The following is a 21,561-nucleotide window of genomic DNA, read 5'->3' as shown; positions in this document are numbered from 1 at the left end:
ATGACCCATGGATCTGGTACTTGATCTGCTCGCGACGGTTTCCCGCTGGAGCCGCAGCAACCTGTCGGAGATTTCGCTGGCCTTGGTAGGCTGCCTGCTGGTGCTGTTCGGCACCGATATCAAAGCCTGGGCCGAGCAACGCATCGGCAGCTTGGCGGGCGCGCTGCGCGTGCCAGTGATGGCCTTGCTGGTGATGATCGGTAGCGGTGCGGCGCTGATCTATGCCACGCCATGGGTAGTGAAGGGGCTGAGCCAGTTCAATAACTATGCGCTGGCACCGGTGCTGCTGGTGGTGCTGGTGTTGATTGGCGTGGTGGCTGATCGGCGGGGTTGATCTACGTCTGCAGAACTGCACCTACTCTGTGCAAGCAGGGACTCCGTCCTGACGCTCGCATAAAAAAACCGCCTCTCTCAAGGCGGTTTTTTCGCCTGCATTTCTGCAAGCGCTGCGGTTCAATCGGCTGAATCAGCTGATCAATCCACCTTTTCGAACTTCAAATCCCAAACGCCATGCCCCAAGCGCTCACCACGGCGCTCGAACTTGGTGATCGGCCGCTCTTGCGGACGCGGCACATAGGCGCCATCCGCCGCCTGGTTACGGTAACCCGGCGCAGCGCTCATCACTTCCAGCATGTACTCGGCATACGGCTCCCAGTCGGTCGCCATGTGGAACACGCCACCGGGCTTGAGCTTGCGGCGCACCAGCTCGGCGAACTCCAGCTGGACGATGCGGCGCTTGTGATGGCGCGCCTTGTGCCAAGGGTCCGGGAAAAACAGCATCAGCCGGTCGAGGCTGTTGTCGGCCACGCAGCGGTTCAGCACTTCGATGGCATCGCAATCGTACACCCGCAGGTTCTTCAGGCCCTGGGTCAACACGCCATTGAGCAGCGCGCCAACACCCGGACGGTGTACTTCGACACCGATGAAGTCCAGTTCAGGGGCAGCGGCCGCCATCTCCAACAGGGAGTGGCCCATGCCGAAACCGATCTCCAGGGTGCGCGGCGCAGCGCGGCCGAACACCTGGTCGTAGTCCACCGGGCTGTCGGCCAGGGGCAGGATGAACTGTGGGCCACCCTGGTCCAGGCCGCGTTGCTGGCCTTCGGTCATGCGCCCGGCGCGCATCACGAAACTCTTGATACGGCGGTGTGGGCGCTCTTCGCCTTCGGCGGTGATCGGCGTTTCTTGCGATTCAGTCATCAGGAGCTCTTACTTGATCAGACCATCCAGCGGCGAAGAGGCGCTGGCATAGAGTTTCTTCGGCATGCGGCCGGCCAGGTAGGCCATGCGACCTGCCACGATGGCGTGCTTCATGGCTTCAGCCATCAGCACCGGTTGCTGGGCGTGGGCGATGGCCGAGTTCATCAGCACCGCCTCGCAACCCATTTCCATGGCGATGGTGGCATCGGAGGCGGTACCCACGCCGGCATCGACCAGCACCGGCACCTTGGATTCTTCCAGGATGATCTGCAGGTTGTAGGGGTTGCAGATGCCCAGGCCGGTACCGATCAGGCCTGCCAGCGGCATGACCGCAATGCAGCCGACTTCGGCCAGCTGACGGGCGATGATCGGGTCGTCGCTGGTGTAGACCATCACGTCGAAACCGTCCTTGACCAGTACTTCAGCGGCCTTGAGGGTCTCGATCACATTGGGGAACAACGTCTTCTGGTCGGCAAGGACTTCCAGCTTGACCAGGTTGTGGCCATCGAGCAGTTCACGGGCCAGGCGGCAGGTGCGCACGGCTTCGACCGCGTCGTAGCAGCCAGCGGTGTTCGGCAGGATGGTGTAACGGTCTGGCGGCAGTACGTCGAGCAGGTTCGGCTCGCCCGGGTTCTGGCCGATGTTGGTACGACGCACAGCGACGGTGACGATCTCGGCACCCGAGGCCTCGATGGCCAGGCGGGTTTCTTCCATGTCACGGTATTTGCCGGTGCCGACCAGCAGGCGCGACTGGAAAGTGCGCCCGGCCAGGGTAAAGGGCTTGTCGCTACGAACGTTGCTCATCGTTGTTCCTCGGGAAAAGGTTACTGGGCTTGCATGTGAACCGCCGAGCTGTAATCAGCCGCCGCCGATGGCATGGACCACTTCGACCTGGTCGCCGTCGTTCAGCTGCGTGCTGTCATGCAGGCTACGCGGCACGATGTCCAGGTTCAGTTCCACGGCTACCCGGCGCCCGGTGAGTTCCAGGCGGGTCAGCAGGGCCGCGACGCTTTCGCCAGCGGGCAGTTCGTAAGGTTCACCGTTCAGTTGAATGCGCATGCGCACGGCCACCGTTGTTCTTTGGGGCCCGCATTCTAGCGCTGAACAACCCTTGAACCCAAGGGCGGTGCACGCCATTAGTCGCGATTGTGGACTGCTCGGTCAGCCCAGCCGCCAGGCTGCCAGGCCGAGGCACAGCCAACCCGCCAGGAAGCACAGCCCGCCAATGGGCGTGATGATGCCGAGCTTGCTCACACCCGTCAGGGTCAGCAGGTACAGGCTACCGGAGAACAGTACGATACCCAGCGCGAACAGACCGCCGGCCCAACCGACCAGGCGCCCCGGCAGGTGCGCCGCAAGCACGGCAACACCGAAGATCGCCAGGGCATGCACCAGTTGGTAGGTAACCCCGGTATGAAAGATGGCCAGGTAATCTGTCGTGAGGCGGTTTTTCAGCCCGTGCGCGGCAAATGCGCCCAAGGCCACACCGGTAAAGCCAAAAAAGGCGGCAAGCATCAGGAAGCTGCGAAGCATGGGAGGACTCCTTGTATCGGGTCTGTATAATGGCCCCTTCCACCCGCCTGGCCAAGCCATCGACATGCTGCCATCCCTTATCCGCCGCCTTACCCGCGCCCTGCTCTGGTTCGCTGCCGGCAGTATCGTGCTGGTGCTGGTGTTTCGCTGGGTACCGCCACCCGGCACGGCGTTGATGGCCGAGCGCAAGGTGCAGTCCTGGGTGAGTGGCGAGCCGATCGACCTGCAGCGCGACTGGCAGCCGTGGGAGAACATCGCCGATGACCTGAAGGTTGCGGTCATTGCCGGTGAAGACCAGAAGTTCGCCAGCCATTGGGGCTTTGACATCCCGGCCATTCAGGCAGCGCTGGCTTATAACGAGCGTGGCGGCAACATTCGTGGGGCCAGTACCTTGACCCAGCAGGTGGCGAAGAACCTGTTCCTGTGGTCGGGCCGCAGCTGGTTCCGCAAGGGCCTGGAGGCTTGGTTTACCGCGCTGATCGAGCTGTTCTGGTCGAAAGAGCGGATCCTTGAGGTCTACCTCAACAGCGCCGAATGGGGCAATGGGGTGTTTGGCGCCCAGGCTGCCGCGCGCTACCACTTCGGTGTCGATGCCAGCCGCCTGAGCCGCCAGCAGGCCGCGCAATTGGCTGCCGTGCTGCCCAGCCCGATCAAGTGGAGCGCCAGCCGGCCCAGCGCCTATGTGGCCAATCGGGCGGGTTGGATCCGGCGGCAGATGAGCCAGCTGGGCGGGCCTAGCTACCTGATGCAGCTGGATACCTCGCGCAAACTCTGATTATCCGGGGCTGCAGTGCAGCCCCAGAAGCCCATAAAAAAGCCGCGCCCCTCACAGGGCACGGCTTTTCATTCAGCAAGGCGCGAATCAGACCGCGATCAACGCCTTGACCTTGTTCATTGCGTTCTTTTCCAACTGCCGAATACGCTCGGCCGAAACGCTGTATTTGTCCGCCAGCTCGTGCAAGGTCGCCTTTTCTTCAGCCAACCAGCGCTGGTAGAGGATGTCACGGCTACGCTCGTCCAGGCCTTGCAACGCTTCGTGCAGGTTGCTGGTGGAGTTGTCACTCCAGTCGGCATCCTCCAGCTGTACCGCCGGATCGTAGCGGTGGTCTTCCAGGTAATGCGCTGGCGACTGGAAAGCGCTGTCGTCGTCGGCTTCCGCCGCCGGGTCAAAGGCCATGTCCTGACCACTCAGCCGGCTTTCCATCTCACGCACTTCACGCGGTTCAACGCCAAGGCTTTCAGCCACGCGATGAACTTCGTCGTTGTTCAGCCAGGCCAGACGCTTCTTCTGGCTGCGCAGGTTGAAGAACAGTTTGCGCTGGGCCTTGGTGGTAGCCACCTTGACGATGCGCCAGTTACGCAGGATGAATTCGTGGATTTCTGCCTTGATCCAGTGCACGGCAAAGGATACCAGGCGCACACCCATCTCAGGGTTGAAGCGCTTGACGGCCTTCATCAGGCCGACGTTGCCTTCCTGAATCAGATCGGCCTGGGCCAGGCCATAGCCTGCATAGCTACGGGCGATATGTACGACGAAACGCAGGTGGGCCATCACCATTTGCCGAGCGGCCTCAAGATCCTGCTCATAATAGAGACGCTCGGCCAGATCACGCTCCTGCTCGACCGTCAGCAGCGGGATGCTGTTGACCGTGTGCACATAGGCTTCCAGGTTTGCACCGGGTACCAAGGCATAGGCAGGTTGCAACGATGTGGTCATTCAAGAACCTCCGACTTACTAGACTCGCGCCTTGTGGGCACTGCCAACATTGACCGGAAACCGGTAAACAAGTTCCCAAAACGGTAATAAAGTCAATGCTGGCACGGGAAAAACTATCGAGGCGCCAGCTCGTTCAAGTGGCGAGCGACCGCGATCCATGCACCGATATACCCTAACAGCACCGCTCCGATCAAGAGCGACAGACCATCGGACGCCGGCACGCCACCCAGGGCGAAGTCACTGCCGTACAAGCCGGACAGCCCGACAACCGCCTGGTTCAGCCAGTTGAGGCCGAACGCCAGGATACCCCAGGCCAAGAAACCCGCACCCAGGCCGTACAAGGCACCCATGTACAGGAAAGGCCGGCGCACGTAGCTGTCAGTGCCGCCTACCAGCTTGATGACTTCGATCTCGGTGCGGCGGTTCTCGATATGTAGACGAATTGTGTTACCGATTACTAACAGCAGCGCAGAAATCAGCATGACCGCCAACCCGAATACAAAGCGGTCACCGAGCTTGAGGATCGCCGCCAGGCGTTCGACCCATACCAGGTCCAGCTGTGCCACTTCGACCTTGGGCAGCTCCGACAGGCGCTGACGCAACGCCTCCAGCGCGGGCTTGTCGACCTCGCTCGGGGTCACCACCACCACGCCAGGCAGCGGGTTTTCAGGGAGTTCGCGCAAGGCCTCGCCCAGCCCGGACTGTTGCTGGAACTCTTCCAGCGCCTGGTCGCGGCTGACATACAACGCATCGGCCACCCCGGGCATGCGCTTGATCTCGTCACGCAGGGCCTCGCCTTCCTTGCTGCCAGCGTCAAGCTTCAGGTACAGCGAAATCTGCGCGGCACGCTGCCAGGACCCGCCGAGCTTCTCGACGTTCTTCAGCAGCAACGACAGGCCCATGGGCATGCTCAAGGCCACGGCCATGACCAGGCAGGTGAAGAAGCTGCCGATCGGCTGCTTGCCGAGGCGACGCAAGCTGTCGGCCATGCTTGCCCGGTGGCTCTCCAGCCAGGCATGCAGCAACGTGCGAAAGTCCGGGCCGTCATCGTCGTCGCGTTTTTTCTTTCCCGGCTGCGGGTCGGCGGGTTTCGGTGCAACCCGCTCGGAAACCTTCGGCGTACGTGTAGTGCTCATTGCCCAGCCTCCCCATCGCCGATCAGACGGCCGCGCTGCAGCGTCAGCATGCGGTGGCGCATGCGCGCAATCAGTGCCAGGTCGTGGCTGGCGATCAATACCGTGGTGCCCAGGCGGTTGATGTCCTCGAACACGCCCATGATCTCCGCGGCCAGGCGCGGGTCAAGGTTGCCGGTGGGTTCGTCGGCCAGCAACAGGGCTGGCTGATGGACGATGGCCCGCGCAATACCGACCCGCTGCTGCTGCCCCGTGGACAGGTCCGCCGGGAACAGCTCGCCCTTGTCGGCCAGCGACACACGCTCCAACGCCGAATCCACGCGTTTGGTGATCTCGGCCTTGGACAAACCGAGGATCTGCAGCGGCAAGGCGATGTTGTTGAACACCGTGCGATCGAACAGCAACTGGTGGTTCTGGAACACCACACCGATCTGCCGACGCAGGAAGGGGATCTGCGCATTGCTGATCTGGCCCAGGTCCTGCCCTGCCAGCAGCAGCTTGCCGCTGGTCGGGCGTTCCATGGCCAGCAGCAAACGCAGCAAGGTGCTCTTACCGGCACCCGAGTGCCCGGTGACGAACAGGAATTCGCCCCGGCGCGCCCGGAAACTCAGCTCATGCAAGCCTACATGGCCATTGGGATAGCGCTTGGCGACCTGTTCGAATCGGATCATGGATGCTCTCGCTCGGCGAACAGCGCCTTGACGAACGGCTCGGCTTCAAAGGTGCGCAGGTCGTCGATACCTTCGCCGACACCGATGAAACGGATCGGGATGTTGAACTGCTTGGCCAGGGCGAAGATCACCCCGCCCTTGGCGGTGCCGTCCAGCTTGGTCAGCGCCAGGCCAGTCAGCTCGACACTCTGGTTGAAGTACTTGGCCTGGCTGATGGCGTTCTGGCCTGTACCGGCGTCGAGCACCAGCAGCACCTCGTGAGGCGCCTCGGCGTCGAGCTTGCCGATGACCCGGCGAACCTTCTTCAGCTCTTCCATCAGGTTGTCCTTGGTGTGCAGACGGCCGGCCGTGTCGGCGATCAGCACATCGACGCCACGGGCCTTGGCGGCCTGCACGGCATCGAAAATCACCGAAGCGGAGTCGGCACCGGTGTGCTGGGCGATCACCGGGATCTGGTTACGCTCGCCCCAGACCTGCAACTGCTCGACGGCCGCAGCGCGGAAGGTGTCGCCCGCGGCCAGCATGACCTTCTTGCCCTCCAGCTGCAGCTTCTTGGCCATCTTGCCGATGGTGGTGGTCTTGCCAGCGCCGTTCACGCCGACCACCAGGATCACATAGGGCTTGTTCTGCGCCTGGATCTTCAGCGGCTGCTCGACCGGGCGCAGCAACGCGGCCAGTTCTTCCTGCAGCGACTTGTACAATGCATCGGCATCGGCCAGTTGCTTGCGGGCAACCTTCTGGGTCAGGTTCTGGACAATGGCCGAGGTCGCTTCAACGCCGACGTCGGCGGTCAGCAGGCGGGTTTCGATCTCGTCGAGCAGGTCATCATCGATAACCTTCTTGCCCATGAACAGGCTGGCCATGCCTTCGCCGATGCTGGCACTGGTCTTGGACAGGCCTTGCTTGAGGCGGGCGAAGAAGCCGGGTTTGGACTGTTCGGTGGCGACCGGTACGGCAACCGGTTCAGCTTCGATCGGGGCAGGCGCGGCGACCGCTGCTGGCTCGACAACCACGGGCGCCGGCTGAGGCGCGGCAGGCGCTGCGGCTTCCGGGCGCTCAGGGATCGCTGGCGGGGCGATAGGCTCCAGGTCCGGCACCAGGGCCACGGGCTCTTCGGCGACCGGCAGCACCAGGTTGCTGACAGGCGGTTCTGCGGCGCGAACTACCGGGGCTTCAGGGGCTTGCACCAGCGGCGAAGGGCTTTCGACCGGTGTGGCGGCGGCTTGCGGATTCGCGGGCAAGCCCGCACCTACTGCTGGCTGCTCAGGCTCGGGGGCCGGAGCAACAGCAGGCAAAGGCTCGGGAGCTGAGGTAACAGCAGGCGCCTGCGCCGGCTCGGGGGCCACGAAGGCAGCAGGCGGCAGCGCAGGCTGGGGCACCTCGGGAGCAACCGGGGCCGGTGCGGCCAAAGGCGCGAGCGGCGGCGCTTCAGGCAGTTCGACGGCAGGCTGCGGCGCTACCGGTTCAGCAGGCTGTGGCTCGGGCGTTTGCGGCTGTTCGGCGACAGGTTGCTGCGGCTTCTTGCGAAACCAGCTGAACAGGCCTTTCTTTTCGCCAGACTCGGCCGGCGCTTTTTTGTCGTCGTTGGAACCAAACATGGAGGACGGCTATCTCAGGGTAGCGATGCGCCAGCAATGGCGCATCGGGAATTCTCTATACGCAGAACAGACTATCTTGAAGCCGGCTGGTTCATGCGCAACGTTTTGTCTTAGTGTCCTGCGGGCCAGAACGGCGACAGGCATGGTCGCCAGGCAACCGGATCAGTATCCTAGCACCTCCTGGCCCGCCGACGCTAAACCCTGCGGGCCGCCGAACAGGTTAAACACCGTATGAATGCTCTAGCCCGCCGCGCCGCTGGCCTGTTGCTCGGCACGCTCTGCCTGCCGCTCGCGGCCTTCGCCGCCGATGTGCAACCGACTCACGAATTCATCCTCGACAACGGCCTCAAGGTGGTCGTGCGCGAAGACCACCGCGCACCGGTCGTGGTCTCGCAGATCTGGTACAAGGTCGGCTCCAGCTACGAGACCCCGGGCCAGACCGGCCTGTCCCACGCCCTGGAACACATGATGTTCAAGGGGAGCGCCAAAGTCGGCCCCGGCGAGGGCTCGCGCATCCTGCGGGACCTGGGCGCCGAAGAAAACGCCTTCACCAGCGACGATTACACGGCCTATTACCAGGTGCTGGCCCGCGACCGCCTGCCAGTGGCCCTGGAACTCGAAGCCGACCGCCTGGCCAGCCTGCGCCTGCCCGCCGACGAGTTCAGCCGCGAAATCGAAGTGATCAAGGAAGAGCGCCGCCTGCGCACCGATGATCAACCCAACTCGAAAGCATTCGAGCTGTTCCGCGCCATGGCCTACCCGGCCAGTGGCTATCACACCCCGACCATCGGCTGGATGGCCGACCTCGAACGCATGAAGGTCGAGGAGCTGCGGCACTGGTACGAATCCTGGTACGCGCCCAACAACGCCACCCTGGTGGTGGTCGGCGATGTCACCGTCGATGAGGTCAAGGGCCTGGCGCAAAAGTACTTCGCCGGCATTCCAAAGCGCGCGGTCCCACCAGCCAAGCTGCCGCTGGAGCTGGCCGAGCCAGGCCAACGCCAACTGACCCTGCACGTGCGCACCCAGTTGCCGAGCCTGATCTACGGCTTCAATGTACCCGGCCTGGCGACCACCCAGGAGCCGAGCACGGTGCACGCCCTGCGCCTGATCTCGGCCTTGCTCGACGGCGGCTACAGCGCCCGCATGCCGGCCCGCCTGGAGCGCGGTCAGGAGCTGGTGGCCGGTGCGTCGTCCAGCTACAACGCCTTCACCCGTGGCGACAGCCTGTTCCTGATCTCGGCCACGCCGAACGTGCAGAAGCACAAAACCCTGGCAGACGTGGAAAAGGGCATCTGGCAACTGCTCGAAGAGCTCAAGACCACGCCCCCTAGCGCCGAAGAACTCGAACGCGTGCGCGCCCAGGTGATCGCCGGCCTGGTCTACGACCGCGACTCCATCAGCAGCCAGGCCACCACCATCGGCCAGCTGGAGACCGTGGGCCTGTCCTGGAAGCTGATCGACAGCGAGCTTGACGAGCTCAAGCGCGTGACCCCGCAAGACATCCAGAACGCTGCGCGCACCTACTTCACCCGCGAACGCCTGAGCGTTGCCCATGTACTGCCCGAGGAGTCCGCTCATGAGTGATCGTCGCGCACCACGCCACACCCTGCTGGCTACGGGCATCCGCGCCCTTACGCTGGCGGCAGTGCTGGCGGCCCCGGCCCTGGCCGACAACGCGCCGAAGGCCGACAGTACTGCGGCCCGCCCGGCCAATACCCTGCAGTCACTGGCCGAGCTGGATGGCAAAGCCCCCAGCCGGCGTCAGCTGAACATCCAGAACTGGACCACCGCCGAAGGCGCTCGGGTGCTGTTCGTCGAAGCCCGCGAACTGCCGATGTTCGACCTGCGCGTCACTTTCGCCGCCGGTAGCAGCCAGGACGGCGCTACGCCAGGCCTGGCCGCCTTGACCAACGCCATGCTCAACGAGGGCGTTGCCGGCAAGGACGTGACCGCCATTGCCGAAGGTTTCGAAGGCCTCGGCGCAGACTTCGGCAACGGCTCGTACCGCGACATGGCCGTGGCCTCGCTGCGCAGCCTGAGCACCCAGGACAAGCGTGAGCCGGCGCTCAAGCTGTTCGCCGAGGTCGCTGGCAAGCCCACGTTCCCGGAGGACGCCCTCAAGCGCATCAAGAACCAGATGCTGGCCGGCTTCGAATACGAGAAGCAGAACCCCGGCAAGATCGCTGGCAAGGCACTGTTCGGCAAACTCTACGGCGACCATCCCTACGCTCACCCGAGCGACGGCACCGCCGAAAGCATCAACGGCATCACCCTGGCACAGCTGCGCGCCTTCCATGCCGAGGCTTACACCGCCGGCAACGCAGTCATCGCCCTGGTCGGCGATCTCAGCCGCGCCGAAGCCGAGGCCATTGCCGCCCAGGTATCCGCCGGCCTGCCCAAGGGCCCGGCGCTGGTGGCACCGCCCCAGCCCGTTGAGCCCAAGGCGGGCCTGACCCACATCGACTTCCCGTCCAAGCAGACCCACCTGATGCTGGCTGAACTGGGTATCGACCGTCAGGACCCAGACTGGCCAGCCCTGTCGCTGGGCAACCAGATCCTTGGCGGTGGCGCGTTCGGCACCCGTCTGATGAGTGAAGTACGTGAAAAGCGCGGCCTCACCTACGGCGTCTACTCGGTGTTCAGCCCGATGCAGGTGCGCGGCCCGTTCATGATCAACCTGCAAACCCGCGCCGAACTCAGCGAAGGCACGCTCAAGCTGGTCCAGGACATTCTTGCCGACTACCTGAAAAGCGGCCCGACCCAGCAAGAGCTGGACGACGCCAAGCGCGAGCTGGCCGGCAGCTTCCCGCTGTCCAATGCCAGCAATGCCAGTATCGTCGGCCAACTGGGGGCCATCGGCTTCTACAACCTGCCGCTGACCTGGCTCGAGGACTTCATGCAGCAGTCCCAGGCCCTTACCGTCGAACAGGTCAAGGCCGCCATGAACAAACACCTGTCGGCCGATAAACTGGTGATCGTCACCGCTGGCCCCAAGGTGCCGCAAAAACCGCTGCCAGCCCCCACTGACAAGCCCGCCGAGCAACCGCCCGGCGTACCGGAGCACTAATGCCAAGATCCACCCCTCCCGCCCGCCCTCAAACGGGCCAAAGCAAGGGCCAGGGCCACCTGCGCATCATCGCCGGCGAGTGGCGCAGCCGCCGTCTGACGGTGCCTGAAGGCGACGGCCTGCGGCCAACGCCTGATCGCGTGCGCGAAACCGTGTTCAACTGGCTTGCGCCTTACATCGAAGGCGCCCGAGTGCTGGATGCCTTTACCGGCAGCGGCGCCCTGGTGCTCGAAGCCTTGTCTCGCGGCGCCGAAGATGCCGTGGCCCTGGACAGCAACCCGGCCGCCATCAGTAACCTCAAGGACAACCTCGAGCTGCTGCGCTGCCCACGCGGGCAAATCCTGCAGACCGACGCGCTGCGCTACCTGCAGAACCCGGCCAAGCAGCAGTTCGACGTCGTGTTCCTCGACCCGCCCTTCCATCAGGACTTGCTGGCCAACACCTGCAACCTGCTGGAACAGAACCAGTGGCTGCGTGAACAGGCGTGGATCTACACCGAGAGCGAAACCGCACCCTCGGCCTTGCAAATGCCCGGTAACTGGCGCCTGCACCGCGAGAAAAAAACCGGCCAGGTGCATTACGCGCTTTGGCAGCGCGGCTGACCGCCCGCCGGCACGCCGGTTTACTGTGTTGGCGTAATTAGTTACAGCACAGTAACCGGCGCCATGGCTGAAGCTGCTCCTTCGTTTCTTGCAGGAGCACTTGCGCCATGACCGAACACCCAACGCCTGTACCCTCGGTACAGGCCTTCTCCCTCGCCAATGGCCTGCGCGTTTATTTACGCGAAGACCGTCGCGCCCCGTTGGCAAGCGTGCAACTGTGGTATCACATTGGCGCCAGCTACGAGCCCGAGGGGCACACTGGCCTGTCCCATGCTTTGGAGCACTTGCTGTTCGAGGGCAGCAGCAAACTGGCCAGCGGGCAGTATGCGACCCTCATGACCCGCCTCGGCGGTGACCCGAATGCGTTCACCCATGCCGAGGCCACGGTCTTCCCACTGACCTTGCCCGTCAGCCGGCTGGAGGTTGCCCTGGAAGCCATGGCCGACACCATGGCCACAGCCACCCTCGGCGATGCATCCTTTGCTCGCGAGCTTGCGGTGGTAATGGCCGAGCGGCGTGCCGATGTCGACAACAACCCTTTGGCGCTCGCACTGGAACAGCACCAGTTGCTGGCCCACGGCACCAGCCCCTATGCAACGCCGGTGATCGGCTACAAGGCCGACCTCGCGGCCATGACGCCTGCGGCCGCCCGCACCTGGTACCAAACCTGGTATCACCCGAACAACGCCACCCTTGCAGTCGCTGGCGACATCGACCTGCAACAACTGCAAACACTGGTCACGCGGCATTTCGCGGCAATCCCCGCCCATCGCCTGCCGCCGCGGCAAGCCCCCGTCGAAGCCCCCGACCTGGCGCGACGCTCGCAAACATTGCGCCTGCAAGGCGTGAGGCCCGGCCTGGTCCTCAGCTTCAACCTGCCCAGCCAACGCACCGCCAGCTCCAGCACGCAAGCGCATGCCTTGCGGCTGCTGCCCGATTTGCTTACCGAAGGCCAGGCCGCAACGCTGCAACGTCGGCTGCTGATAGACGAACCGGTACTGCAAGGCCTGAAGTCAAGCTACGAGCCGTATCGGCGTGGCGACAGCCTGCTGACCCTCTATGCCTACTGCAACGTCACGCCCGAGGCAGCAGCCGACAGACTGATGGCTGAAATCGAAGCCTTTCGCCAGACCCTGCCCAGCCCGCAAGACCTTCAACGCGCAAAGGCGCGCCTGCTGGCCAGGCAAGTGTTTGCACGAGACGACATCGAGGAGCAGGCAGAAGCCATCGGCAGGCAGGCGGTCTGCGGGCTGGACCCCATCGCGCTGGATGATGATCGAGAAGCCATCGAGGCAGTGACCGCCGAGCAGGTTCGCCAAGCCGCGCACGATTACCTGACACCACCTCGCATGGCGACCACCTTCCTGCACCCTCAGGAGACCCCTCATGAATGAGAGAACAGAGGCCCCTCTGGCGGCACCGGACCTAGGCAACGGTCTGCTCAGCGCCCAAGGGCTGGACCTGAACCATTTCGAAACCATCAAGACGCAAGTAGAGGTCTGGAGAACCGACGCGGGTACAGGCGTGACGTTCGTCGAGGCCCGCGGTTTACCCATCGTCGATGTGATGCTGCGCTTCAAGGCGGGTAGCCTTCAGGGTGACCAGCCCAATCTGGCCGCGCTGACCCTGTACATGCTCGACGAGGGCAGCCAGCGCTTTGACGCGATCGAGCATGCTCAGCGTATGGAGCGGCTGGGTGCGGTTGTGGATAAACAGATACGCCGTGAGCACGCGACCTTGAGCCTGCGCAGCCTGAGCACCCCGGCGTTGCTCGACCCTGCCATCGAACTGTTCACCGAAATGGTCGCTCAGCCGGCCTTTGACGACACCTCGCTGGAGACTGTCAAACGCCAACTCTTGCAGCACGACGCATCCCGCGCGAAGCAGCCGGTGCTCAGGGCGCGCCGCGAGGTCTTTCACCACCTGTTCAGCGGGCATCCCTACGCCAACCCGCAGGGCAGCACGGCGCAAGGGCTGGCCACGGTCACGCGCGACGACCTGAAAGCGTTTCACCGACGTGCCTACAGTGCCACCAACCTGGAAATGGTCGTTGTCGGCGACCTGTCGCGCACTGAGGCGCAAGGCATTGCACAGCGCATCAGCCAGGCACTGCCCCAAGGCTGGGCCGCCGCCGAGCTGCCAGTCACCCCTGAAACAACAAGTGCAACGATCAACGTTGAACAGCCTGGGGCGAGCAACGCAGTGCTTCTGGCGTTGCCGATGAACGTACCGGCCAACGAACCCGAGTACCTTGCTCTGGTAATGGCCAGTGAAGTGCTGGGCTCGGGGCTCGACTCACGGCTGATGAAAGAACTGCGCCAACGTCGTGGCCTCACCTACGACATCCGTAGCCAACTGGTGCCCATGAGTGCTGGAGGGCTGTTCGTCATCGAGTGGGAGATCGCCCCGCATTTCGTGGCCGGCACGCAGGACCGGGTATCCACCTTGCTTGCCGACTTTATCCGGCAAGGGCCGAGCGAAGCCGAACTGCAACTGGCTCGCCAACAGCTGGCAGGGCAGTTGTTGCGTGGTGTTGCCAGGAACAACAGCCTGGCCGCACTGCTCACCAACACCACCTATCAACGGCAAGCGGATGACTACCCGAATACCTACATCGAACGCTTGACCCAGCTGACCCCGGAGGTGGTCCGCGAAGTCATGCAACGCAGGTTCGACCTGACGCGCCAGGTGCTTGTCAGCGTCGGCCCCATGGTGGACCAGCAACCGCTGCCGGCCATCGACCAATAGCGCAGGTACAGGGGCAGTGTTTCATGGCACTCTAGGCAGGCACATCACGAGTCGCCCAGCATGCCCAGCCTCACTGCCCATTTTCGCCCGGCCGTCGGCCTGTCCAACCCGCACCTGCAAACCTTGTGGGGCCCGCTCTGGCGCAAGTTGCCAGCGCTGCAGCGCGACCGCGAGCGGCTGTGGCTGGCCGATGGCGACTTCATCGACCTCGACTGGCATGGCCCGCACCAGGCGGATGCGCCGCTGGTGCTGGTGCTGCACGGGCTGACCGGGTCTTCCCACTCGCCCTACGTCAAAGGCTTGCAGCAAGCCCTGCAGAGCCGCGGCTGGGCCAGCGTGGCGGTGAACTGGCGCGGTTGTTCGGGCGAGCCGAACCTGCTGCCGCGCAGCTACCATTCCGGCGCCAGCGAGGACCTGGCAGAAATCGTCGCTCACCTGCGCGCCCAGCGCCCATTGGCGCCACTTTATGCAGTGGGTTATTCGTTGGGTGGCAATGTGCTGCTCAAATACCTGGGCGAAAGCGGCTCGGCCAGCCAGCTGGAAGCTGCGGTCGCGGTGTCGGTGCCGTTTCGCCTGGACCAGTGTGCCGACCGTATCGGCCAGGGTTTTTCGAAGGTTTACCAGGCCCATTTCATGCGCGAGATGCTGGCCTACGTGCAGCTCAAGCAACGCCACTTCCATGAGAAGGGCGAACACGAGCGGCTAGCAGCCCTGGAACGGCTCGGGCCCCTGACCAAACTGCGCACCTTCTGGGACTTCGACGGCAAGGTCACTGCGCCGCTCAACGGTTTTAACGATGCGCACGATTACTACCGGCGTTCATCGAGCCGCTTCTTCCTGGGCGAAAACCGCACGCCGACCCTGATCATCCACGCCAACGACGATCCGTTCGTGTCCAGCCACAGCTTGCCCTTGGCCAGCGAACTGGCAGCGCAGACGCAGTTTGAACTGCACAATCGCGGTGGCCATGTGGGTTTTGTCGATGGCAGCCTGCGCAACCCGGGGTATTACCTGGAACGGCGGATTCCGCAGTGGCTGGTAGAAGGCGCGTAGCAGCAGCCCGGGTCAATCCCCGGTTGCCACTCCGTGCGCCGGGTTATTGATCCACTCGCTCCATGACCCTGCATACAGCCGCCCCAGCGGATAGCCCGCCAGTGCCAGGGCAAACAGATTGTGGCAAGCCGTCACCCCCGACCCGCAGTAGGCCACCAACTGCTCCGGCGAGCGCCCCGCCAGCTTTTCGGCAAACCGTTGCTTGAGTGCGTCGGCCGGTAGAAAACGCCCGTCGGCCCCCAGGTTGTCGGTAAACGCCGCGCACTGCGCACCAGGAATATGCCCAGCAACCGGGTCGATAGGCTCGACTTCACCGCGAAAGCGCGGCAAGCCTCTGGCGTCGATCAACGTCAGCCCCGCATCGCCCAGGTGCTTGGCCAAGTGCTCGGCATCGATCAGCAACGTGTTATCCGGCTCACCTGTGAACGTACCCTCGCGCTTGAGGGGTGGGTCCAGGCTCAACGGCAGATGCGCTGCATGCCATGCCTTGAGGCCGCCATCGAGAATCGACACGCCACTGCGTTTGCCCAACCAGGCCAGCAACCACCAGGCGCGCGCGGCAAATGCACCGGGGCCGTCGTCGTAGAGCACCACCTGGCTGTCGTTGTCCAGCCCCCACTCGCGCAGGCGCTCAACCAGCCGCCCCGCATCCGGTAATGGGTGGCGCCCCGTGCGTCCCTTGCTTACCGGGCCACTGAGGTCGCGCTCAAGGTCGGCGAAGTGGGCCCCGGCAATATGCCCCTCGGCATAGCTGCGTTGGCCATAGTCCACATCCTCGAGGGCAAAGCGGCAGTCGAGGATCACCAGATCGGGCGAGCCCAGACGCTCGGCCAGCTGTTGCGGGGTGATCAATTGCGCAAGGGGCATGACTATCTCCTGATCGATGGCACTCGTGCCCTGGTTCACAGTTCCAGGGCCTGGTTGAACGGTACATGGAATTCCTGGCACAGCGCGTCCACGGCATTGCGGGCGTCAACGGTGACGAAGCCAAGCTCCAGCACCAGTACCTGATAGACGCCGCGCTTGAAGGCTTCTTCACCCAGGTGCGCGGAGTGCTCACGCGTGGTGCTGAGAAAACGCACCCATGAGGTCAGCACGATCCAGGCGTTGATGGTCAGCGACTCGATCTGCGCCGGCGCCATGGCCAGGATCCCGGCGTCGACGAAGCCCCGGTAGATCGCCTGGCCCTGGCGCAGGCAGCGCTCGGAAAACCGCCGATAGCGCGCGGCCAGCTCGGGGTCGCTGTCCAGCAGGTGTTCCAGGTCGCGGTGCAGGAAGCGGTAGTTCCACATCGCCGCGAGCAGGGCCTTGAGGTAGAAACGCTTGTCTTCCACCGTTGCGGCTCGCCCTTGAGGCGGGCGCAGAAAACTGTCCACCAGCGCTTCGTACTGGCTGAACAACAGGGCGATAATCGCCTGCTTGTTGGGGAAGTGGTAATAGAGGTTGCCGGGCGAGATTTCCATGTGCGCGGCAATATGGTTGGTGCTGACGCTACGTTCGCCCTGCTGGTTGAACAGCTCCAGGCTGTTCTGCACGATGCGCTCTCGGGTCTTCATGCGCGGGGCCATGCTCAGCTCCCAGTCTGCGGGCCTTGGTCAAAGGGTCATCTTACGGCTTATCCGCTGTGGAATGCACCGCTCGAACGCCAGGAAAAATTCGCACCATGGTACCGATTAGAGTATAGGCTCTAGGGACTCCCACGCCCGGACTCGCGCCGATATGACCTCGCCCGTTGCCTTGCCTCCTGTGCATTCCGACCTCGACCTGACGGCGAGGTTCGCCGCTCAACGCCAGGCTTTTGCCGGCAACCCCACGCCACCGGCGGCCCAGCGCCGCCAGTGGCTGAAGAGCCTGCGCGAGGCACTGTTGGCGGACCAGGCGCAACTGATCGAAGCCATCGACCAGGACTTTGACGGGCGCAGCGCCGACGAGACCTTGCTGGCCGAACTGCTGCCCTCGATCCAGGGCCTGCGCCATGCCGAAACGCATGTGCAACGCTGGATGCGCGCCAGTCGGCGCCGGGTCGGCCTGGCCTTCCAGCCCGCCAGCGCGCAGGTGCGCTACCAACCCTTGGGGGTGGTTGGCATCATCGTGCCGTGGAACTACCCGTTGTTTCTCGCCATTGGCCCGCTGACCTGTGCCCTGGCGGCGGGCAACCGGGTCATGCTCAAGCTCAGCGAAGCAACGCCGGCCAGTGCCCAGGCGCTCAAGCAGTTGCTGGCACGCGTGTTCCCCGAAGACCTGGTCAGCGTGGTGCTGGGTGAGGTCGAGGTTGGCCAGGCCTTTGCTCGCCTGCCGTTCGACCACCTGCTGTTCACCGGCGCTACCAGTGTGGGCCGCCAGGTCATGCTGGCTGCGGCCCATAACCTGACCCCGGTGACCCTGGAACTGGGCGGCAAATCGCCGGCCATCGTCTCGGCCAGCGTGCCGCTGGACAGCGCGGCCGAGCGCATTGCCTTCGGCAAGACCCTGAACGCCGGCCAGACCTGCGTAGCCCCCGACTACGTGCTGGTGCCGCGCGAACGGCTGCAGGCCTTCAGTGACGCCTACCAGCTCGCCGTTCGCCGCCTGTATCCGCATATCGCCGACAACCCCGACTACACCGCCATCATCAACCCGCGGCAGCTGCAGCGCCTGCAGCACCTGCTGGACGACGCCCGCGACCAAGGCGCCGAGGTGCTCGACCTGTACCCCGGCGAACCCCGCCAGGGACGACGCCTGCCCCCTCACCTGCTGCTGGGGGTGACCGACGGCATGCAGGTGATGCAGGACGAAATTTTCGGCCCGCTGTTGCCGCTGGTGCCCTATGACACCCTCGACCAAGCCTTGGCCTACATCAACCAGCGCCCACGCCCCCTGGCCCTCTACTACTTCGGCTACGAGCGCACCGAGCAGGAGCACGTACTGCGCCACACCCACTCCGGTGGCGTGTGCCTGAACGACACCCTGCTGCATGTCGCCCAGGACGACCTGCCCTTTGGCGGTATAGGGCCTTCCGGTATGGGGCACTACCACGGCCACGACGGCTTCCTGACCTTCAGCAAAGCCAAGGCGGTGCTGGCCAAGCAACGCCTGAACGCTGCCCGCCTGATCTACCCGCCTTACGGCAAGGCCTTGCAGCGCCTGGTCTACAAGCTGTTCATCCGCTGAGCCCGGGCCATGCAGCGACGCGACCTGCTCCGTTTCAGCCTGGGTGCCAGTGCGTTCCTCGCCACCACCAGCCTGGTCGGCTGCACGGCGCAGTCGCCCGCAACTGGCTATCGGGCGCTGCGCGACGACGACCTGCACCTGCTGAACGCGCTGATCCCGGTAGTGCTTGCCGGCACCCAGGCCGTCGAAGCGCTGGTGCTGCACAGCCTGGATCACAAACTGGCGGCGCTGTCGCCAGAGATGCTCAAGCTCACCCGGCAATTGTTCGACGTGCTCAGCCTGCCGTTGACCCGCGGCCCCCTGACCGGTATCTGGGGCGCCTGGCAGCAAGCCAGCGCCGAGCAGATCAACGCGTTTCTGCAACGCTGGCAGGCCAGCTCGCTGAACCTGCTGCGCATGGGCCATGCATCGCTGCTGCAACTGCTGCTGATGGCCTGGTACGAGCGCCCGGAAGCCTGGGCGGCCTGCGGCTACCCTGGGCCACCGAAGATCTGACGACAACAAGAGCACCGCCAATGCCTGTAATCGACCCGTTTCGCCAAGGCCTCGAACGCGGCTGGATCACCCACGACGGCTCGCGCCTGGCGCAGGACCTGGCCCTGCAAGCCGATATCGCCGTGATCGGCAGCGGCGCTGGCGGCGCCACCAGTGCGCAGTTGCTCAGCGCTGCCGGGTTCAAGGTATTGCTGATCGAAGAAGGCCCACTGAAGACCAGCAGCGACTTCCACCTGCTGGAAAGCGAGGCCTACGCCAGCCTGTATCAGGAGGGCTTGGGGCGGATGAGCAAGGACGGCGCCATCACCATTCTGCAGGGCCGCGCCGTGGGCGGCACCACGCTGGTCAACTGGACCTCGAGCTTTCGCACACCGCCACAGACCCTGGCCCATTGGGCCCAGGAGCACCAGGTCAGCGGTTTGGGCAACGAAGCATTAGCCCCATGGTTCGAACGCATCGAACAGCAGCTGGGCATCAGCCCCTGGGCCTTGCCGCCAAATGCCAACAACGAAGTGCTGCGCCGTGGCTGCGAACAGCTCGGCTATCGTTGGGCGGTGATACCGCGCAATGTGCGCGGTTGCTGGAACCTTGGCTATTGCGGCATGGGCTGCCCGGTCAATGCCAAGCAGTCGATGCTGGTGACCAGCATACCGGCCACCCTAGACCAGGGTGGCGAGCTGCTGTACCTGGCCCGGGCAGAGCGCTTCGAGCACGACGGCGAACGCATCGCCGGGTTGCAGTGCAGCGCCCTGGACGCCAACGGGATAAACACCACCGGCAAGCAGATCAGCGTGCGCGCCCGGCACTACATTTTGGCTGGGGGCGGTATCAACAGCCCGGCGCTGTTGCTGCGCTCCAACGCTCCCGACCCGCACGCGTGCCTGGGCAAACGCACTTTCCTGCACCTGGTCAACTTCAGCGCGGCACGTTTCAACGCGCGCATCGACCCCTACTACGGCGCCCCGCAATCGATCTACAGCGACCATTTTCAATGGTTGGGCGGCAGCGACGGCCCGATCGGCTACAAACTCGAAGTGCCGCCCCTGCACCCGGCCCTGGCCAGCACCCTGCTGGGCGGGCATGGCAACGACAATGCCCAGCGCATGGCCGAGCTGCCGCACACCCACGTGATGCTGGCGTTGCTGCGCGATGGCTTCCACCCGCAAAGCCAGGGGGGCGCCGTCGAGCTGCGCGGCGATGGTTCACCGGTGCTGGATTACCCGGTCAACGATTACCTGCGCGACGGTTTGCGTCGCGCCTACCGCAGCATGGCGCACATCCAGTTTGCCGCCGGTGCCACGCGGGTGCTGCCGGTGCACGGCGATGCCCGCTACGCCAGCAGCCTGAGCGAAGCCCTGACGATGATCGACGAGCTGTCACTGGCGCCGTACCGCACACGCCTGGGCAGCGCCCACGTGATGGGCGGTTGCGCCCTCGGTGAAGACCCGCGCCAGGCGGTGTGCAACAGCCTGGGCCAGCACCACCAGCTGGAAAACCTGTCGATTCACGACGGCTCGCTTTTCCCCACCAGCATCGGCGCCAACCCGCAATTATCGGTTTACGCCCTCAGCGCAAAGCTTACCGATGCCCTGATCACCCGCCTGGCACACAACGCATGACAACAAATGCACCCACTGTCTATAGTGCCATCAGCCGGCCGCACGACTTGGCCGGGCGCAATCGCTGCGCTACCATCCGACTCCCCAACGCACTCCAGCCAGGATGACGCGATGAACCGAGTGTTGTACCCGGGTACTTTCGACCCCATTACCAAGGGCCATGGCGATCTGGTCGAGCGCGCCTCGCGGCTGTTCGACCATGTGATTATCGCGGTGGCGGCCAGCCCCAAGAAAAACCCGCTGTTCCCGCTGGAACAACGGGTGGCGCTGGCCCGTGAGGTCACCAAGCACCTGCCCAATGTCGAAGTCATCGGCTTCTCTTCCCTGTTGGCGCATTTCGCCAAGGAACAGGGCGCCAACGTCTTCTTGCGCGGCCTGCGTGCGGTGTCCGACTTCGAGTACGAGTTCCAGTTGGCGAACATGAACCGGCAACTGGCCCCCGATGTCGAGAGCCTGTTCCTGACGCCTTCGGAGCGCTATTCGTTTATTTCCTCGACGTTGGTCAGGGAAATCGCGGCATTGGGCGGCGATATCAGCAAGTTCGTCCACCCCGTGGTGGCAGAGGCGCTGACCGAACGCTTCAAGAAGTAACGCCTGATCGCCTGAATATCGCGCCCGCGTGCACTGCGGGCGCGAATGCGGCACAATTGTGCCCATTGCGTTGAACATGCCCGGGCGGTGAGCCCCGGCCGGAGTCCCCATGTCCCTGATCATCACCGACGATTGCATCAACTGCGACGTCTGCGAACCCGAGTGCCCGAACGAGGCCATCTCCCAAGGCGAAGAGATCTACGTGATCGACCCTAACCTGTGCACTCAGTGCGTGGGCCACTACGACGAGCCGCAGTGCCAGCAGGTCTGCCCGGTCGACTGCATCCCGCTGGATGAAGCGCACCCGGAGACCGAAGAACAGCTGATGGCCAAGTATCGTCTGATTACTGGCAAGGCCTGAGCCCCGCGAATGGGCCGCCAAGC

The 21,561-nt window shown here is 64.1% G+C and carries 23 protein-coding genes; 13 read left to right on the top strand and 10 right to left on the bottom strand.

Going from position 1 to position 21,561, the window contains the following annotated elements; genetic code table 11:
• Positions 1-7 precede the first annotated feature (7 nt).
• A complete protein-coding gene (locus NP534_RS02100) occupies positions 8-334 on the top strand; it encodes a DUF3392 domain-containing protein (protein WP_033702028.1) in 327 nt (108 codons plus the stop codon).
• 140 nt (positions 335-474) lie between these two features.
• On the opposite strand, the gene trmB is transcribed toward NP534_RS02100, so the two are convergent.
• The 4 genes from trmB to NP534_RS02080 form a co-directional block, all read right to left on the bottom strand.
• Positions 475-1,197 (bottom strand): tRNA (guanosine(46)-N7)-methyltransferase TrmB, encoded by a 723-nt coding sequence (gene trmB / locus NP534_RS02095; protein WP_186652932.1) that lies wholly within the window; start codon positions 1,195-1,197, stop codon positions 475-477.
• Positions 1,198-1,206: 9 nt separating this feature from the next.
• Positions 1,207-2,001 carry a thiazole synthase gene (locus tag NP534_RS02090; protein WP_015272152.1) on the bottom strand — a complete coding sequence of 265 codons (795 nt, stop codon included), beginning with the start codon at positions 1,999-2,001 and terminating at the stop codon, positions 1,207-1,209.
• 54 nt (positions 2,002-2,055) lie between these two features.
• Complete coding sequence (thiS, locus tag NP534_RS02085; protein ID WP_033702586.1) at positions 2,056-2,256, bottom strand: sulfur carrier protein ThiS; 201 nt, start codon at positions 2,254-2,256, stop codon at positions 2,056-2,058.
• Between the two features lie 102 nt (positions 2,257-2,358).
• The gene (locus NP534_RS02080) at positions 2,359-2,730 is read right to left on the bottom strand and encodes a DUF423 domain-containing protein (protein WP_274097594.1); all 372 of its coding nucleotides are present in this window, start codon (positions 2,728-2,730) and stop codon (positions 2,359-2,361) included.
• 64 nt (positions 2,731-2,794) lie between these two features.
• On the opposite strand from NP534_RS02080, the gene mtgA reads away from it, so the two are divergent.
• Entirely contained in the window at positions 2,795-3,505 is a 711-nt protein-coding gene (gene mtgA / locus NP534_RS02075; RefSeq protein ID WP_274097593.1) for a monofunctional biosynthetic peptidoglycan transglycosylase, read from the top strand.
• Positions 3,506-3,592: 87 nt separating this feature from the next.
• Here mtgA and rpoH read toward each other — a convergent pair whose 3' ends face one another.
• From rpoH to ftsY, 4 genes are all read right to left on the bottom strand, one after another.
• Complete coding sequence (gene rpoH, locus NP534_RS02070; protein WP_008092958.1) at positions 3,593-4,447, bottom strand: RNA polymerase sigma factor RpoH; 855 nt, start codon at positions 4,445-4,447, stop codon at positions 3,593-3,595.
• 113 nt (positions 4,448-4,560) lie between these two features.
• Positions 4,561-5,583, bottom strand: a complete 1,023-nt coding sequence (gene ftsX / locus NP534_RS02065) for a permease-like cell division protein FtsX (RefSeq protein WP_033702032.1) — start codon at positions 5,581-5,583, stop codon at positions 4,561-4,563.
• Complete coding sequence (ftsE, locus tag NP534_RS02060; protein WP_027592328.1) at positions 5,580-6,251, bottom strand: cell division ATP-binding protein FtsE; 672 nt, start codon at positions 6,249-6,251, stop codon at positions 5,580-5,582. Before ftsE ends, ftsX begins: the two co-directional genes overlap by 4 nt.
• Entirely contained in the window at positions 6,248-7,849 is a 1,602-nt protein-coding gene (gene ftsY, locus NP534_RS02055) for a signal recognition particle-docking protein FtsY (RefSeq protein WP_274097592.1), read from the bottom strand. The genes ftsE and ftsY overlap by 4 nt, the downstream gene beginning before the upstream one ends.
• Positions 7,850-8,080: 231 nt before the next feature.
• On the opposite strand from ftsY, the gene NP534_RS02050 reads away from it, so the two are divergent.
• The 6 genes from NP534_RS02050 (at position 8,081) to NP534_RS02025 (ending at position 15,322) form a co-directional block, all read left to right on the top strand.
• Positions 8,081-9,436: a M16 family metallopeptidase gene (locus tag NP534_RS02050; RefSeq protein ID WP_274097591.1), complete on the top strand. Its 1,356-nt coding sequence runs from the start codon at positions 8,081-8,083 to the stop codon at positions 9,434-9,436.
• Positions 9,429-10,919: a M16 family metallopeptidase gene (locus tag NP534_RS02045; protein ID WP_274097590.1), complete on the top strand. Its 1,491-nt coding sequence runs from the start codon at positions 9,429-9,431 to the stop codon at positions 10,917-10,919. Before NP534_RS02050 ends, NP534_RS02045 begins: the two co-directional genes overlap by 8 nt.
• Positions 10,919-11,521, top strand: a complete 603-nt coding sequence (gene rsmD / locus NP534_RS02040) for a 16S rRNA (guanine(966)-N(2))-methyltransferase RsmD (protein ID WP_274097589.1) — start codon at positions 10,919-10,921, stop codon at positions 11,519-11,521. The genes NP534_RS02045 and rsmD overlap by 1 nt, the downstream gene beginning before the upstream one ends.
• Positions 11,522-11,628: 107 nt before the next feature.
• Positions 11,629-12,915 (top strand): M16 family metallopeptidase, encoded by a 1,287-nt coding sequence (locus NP534_RS02035; protein ID WP_274097588.1) that lies wholly within the window; start codon positions 11,629-11,631, stop codon positions 12,913-12,915.
• Positions 12,908-14,269 carry a M16 family metallopeptidase gene (locus NP534_RS02030; RefSeq protein ID WP_274097587.1) on the top strand — a complete coding sequence of 454 codons (1,362 nt, stop codon included), beginning with the start codon at positions 12,908-12,910 and terminating at the stop codon, positions 14,267-14,269. The genes NP534_RS02035 and NP534_RS02030 overlap by 8 nt, the downstream gene beginning before the upstream one ends.
• Before the next feature lie 60 nt (positions 14,270-14,329).
• The gene (locus NP534_RS02025; RefSeq protein ID WP_274097586.1) at positions 14,330-15,322 is read left to right on the top strand and encodes a hydrolase; all 993 of its coding nucleotides are present in this window, start codon (positions 14,330-14,332) and stop codon (positions 15,320-15,322) included.
• 12 nt (positions 15,323-15,334) lie between these two features.
• Here NP534_RS02025 and NP534_RS02020 read toward each other — a convergent pair whose 3' ends face one another.
• Together NP534_RS02020 and NP534_RS02015 are read right to left on the bottom strand one after the other, a co-directional pair.
• The gene (locus NP534_RS02020) at positions 15,335-16,189 is read right to left on the bottom strand and encodes a sulfurtransferase (protein ID WP_274097585.1); all 855 of its coding nucleotides are present in this window, start codon (positions 16,187-16,189) and stop codon (positions 15,335-15,337) included.
• Between the two features lie 35 nt (positions 16,190-16,224).
• Positions 16,225-16,890, bottom strand: a complete 666-nt coding sequence (locus NP534_RS02015; RefSeq protein WP_033702040.1) for a TetR/AcrR family transcriptional regulator — start codon at positions 16,888-16,890, stop codon at positions 16,225-16,227.
• 151 nt (positions 16,891-17,041) lie between these two features.
• Between NP534_RS02015 and NP534_RS02010 the strand changes: the two genes are divergently transcribed.
• From NP534_RS02010 to NP534_RS01990, 5 genes are all read left to right on the top strand, one after another.
• The gene (locus tag NP534_RS02010) at positions 17,042-18,472 is read left to right on the top strand and encodes a coniferyl aldehyde dehydrogenase (RefSeq protein WP_274097584.1); all 1,431 of its coding nucleotides are present in this window, start codon (positions 17,042-17,044) and stop codon (positions 18,470-18,472) included.
• Positions 18,473-18,481: 9 nt separating this feature from the next.
• Positions 18,482-18,967, top strand: coding sequence for a twin-arginine translocation pathway signal protein (locus NP534_RS02005; protein ID WP_274097583.1), 486 nt, complete (start codon positions 18,482-18,484; stop codon positions 18,965-18,967).
• A gap of 20 nt (positions 18,968-18,987) precedes the next feature.
• Positions 18,988-20,586, top strand: a complete 1,599-nt coding sequence (locus NP534_RS02000; protein ID WP_274097582.1) for a GMC family oxidoreductase — start codon at positions 18,988-18,990, stop codon at positions 20,584-20,586.
• A 111-nt stretch (positions 20,587-20,697) separates the two neighbouring features.
• Entirely contained in the window at positions 20,698-21,177 is a 480-nt protein-coding gene (gene coaD, locus NP534_RS01995; protein ID WP_016489662.1) for a pantetheine-phosphate adenylyltransferase, read from the top strand.
• Positions 21,178-21,286: 109 nt separating this feature from the next.
• Positions 21,287-21,538 (top strand): YfhL family 4Fe-4S dicluster ferredoxin, encoded by a 252-nt coding sequence (locus NP534_RS01990; RefSeq protein ID WP_027592315.1) that lies wholly within the window; start codon positions 21,287-21,289, stop codon positions 21,536-21,538.
• The last annotated feature ends 23 nt before the right edge of the window (positions 21,539-21,561 follow it).

Source organism: Pseudomonas sp. 39004 (genome assembly GCF_028682155.1).
GTDB classification, from domain to species: Bacteria; Pseudomonadota; Gammaproteobacteria; order Pseudomonadales; family Pseudomonadaceae; genus Aquipseudomonas; species Aquipseudomonas capeferrum.
Note: the sequence above shows the minus strand (reverse complement) of the source record. Positions and strands in the feature narration are given on the sequence as shown.

Excerpts from the sequence above, each read along its gene's own strand:
- NP534_RS02100 (WP_033702028.1), top strand. The coding sequence starts at position 8 with ATGGATCTGGTACTTGATCTGCTCGCGACGGTTTCCCGCTGGAGCCGC.
- trmB (WP_186652932.1), bottom strand. The coding sequence starts at position 1,197 with ATGACTGAATCGCAAGAAACGCCGATCACCGCCGAAGGCGAAGAGCGC.
- NP534_RS02090 (WP_015272152.1), bottom strand. The coding sequence starts at position 2,001 with ATGAGCAACGTTCGTAGCGACAAGCCCTTTACCCTGGCCGGGCGCACT.
- thiS (WP_033702586.1), bottom strand. The coding sequence starts at position 2,256 with ATGCGCATTCAACTGAACGGTGAACCTTACGAACTGCCCGCTGGCGAA.
- NP534_RS02080 (WP_274097594.1), bottom strand. The coding sequence starts at position 2,730 with ATGCTTCGCAGCTTCCTGATGCTTGCCGCCTTTTTTGGCTTTACCGGT.
- mtgA (WP_274097593.1), top strand. The coding sequence starts at position 2,795 with ATGCTGCCATCCCTTATCCGCCGCCTTACCCGCGCCCTGCTCTGGTTC.
- rpoH (WP_008092958.1), bottom strand. The coding sequence starts at position 4,447 with ATGACCACATCGTTGCAACCTGCCTATGCCTTGGTACCCGGTGCAAAC.
- ftsX (WP_033702032.1), bottom strand. The coding sequence starts at position 5,583 with ATGAGCACTACACGTACGCCGAAGGTTTCCGAGCGGGTTGCACCGAAA.
- ftsE (WP_027592328.1), bottom strand. The coding sequence starts at position 6,251 with ATGATCCGATTCGAACAGGTCGCCAAGCGCTATCCCAATGGCCATGTA.
- ftsY (WP_274097592.1), bottom strand. The coding sequence starts at position 7,849 with ATGTTTGGTTCCAACGACGACAAAAAAGCGCCGGCCGAGTCTGGCGAA.
- NP534_RS02050 (WP_274097591.1), top strand. The coding sequence starts at position 8,081 with ATGAATGCTCTAGCCCGCCGCGCCGCTGGCCTGTTGCTCGGCACGCTC.
- NP534_RS02045 (WP_274097590.1), top strand. The coding sequence starts at position 9,429 with ATGAGTGATCGTCGCGCACCACGCCACACCCTGCTGGCTACGGGCATC.
- rsmD (WP_274097589.1), top strand. The coding sequence starts at position 10,919 with ATGCCAAGATCCACCCCTCCCGCCCGCCCTCAAACGGGCCAAAGCAAG.
- NP534_RS02035 (WP_274097588.1), top strand. The coding sequence starts at position 11,629 with ATGACCGAACACCCAACGCCTGTACCCTCGGTACAGGCCTTCTCCCTC.
- NP534_RS02030 (WP_274097587.1), top strand. The coding sequence starts at position 12,908 with ATGAATGAGAGAACAGAGGCCCCTCTGGCGGCACCGGACCTAGGCAAC.
- NP534_RS02025 (WP_274097586.1), top strand. The coding sequence starts at position 14,330 with ATGCCCAGCCTCACTGCCCATTTTCGCCCGGCCGTCGGCCTGTCCAAC.
- NP534_RS02020 (WP_274097585.1), bottom strand. The coding sequence starts at position 16,189 with ATGCCCCTTGCGCAATTGATCACCCCGCAACAGCTGGCCGAGCGTCTG.
- NP534_RS02015 (WP_033702040.1), bottom strand. The coding sequence starts at position 16,890 with ATGGCCCCGCGCATGAAGACCCGAGAGCGCATCGTGCAGAACAGCCTG.
- NP534_RS02010 (WP_274097584.1), top strand. The coding sequence starts at position 17,042 with ATGACCTCGCCCGTTGCCTTGCCTCCTGTGCATTCCGACCTCGACCTG.
- NP534_RS02005 (WP_274097583.1), top strand. The coding sequence starts at position 18,482 with ATGCAGCGACGCGACCTGCTCCGTTTCAGCCTGGGTGCCAGTGCGTTC.
- NP534_RS02000 (WP_274097582.1), top strand. The coding sequence starts at position 18,988 with ATGCCTGTAATCGACCCGTTTCGCCAAGGCCTCGAACGCGGCTGGATC.
- coaD (WP_016489662.1), top strand. The coding sequence starts at position 20,698 with ATGAACCGAGTGTTGTACCCGGGTACTTTCGACCCCATTACCAAGGGC.
- NP534_RS01990 (WP_027592315.1), top strand. The coding sequence starts at position 21,287 with ATGTCCCTGATCATCACCGACGATTGCATCAACTGCGACGTCTGCGAA.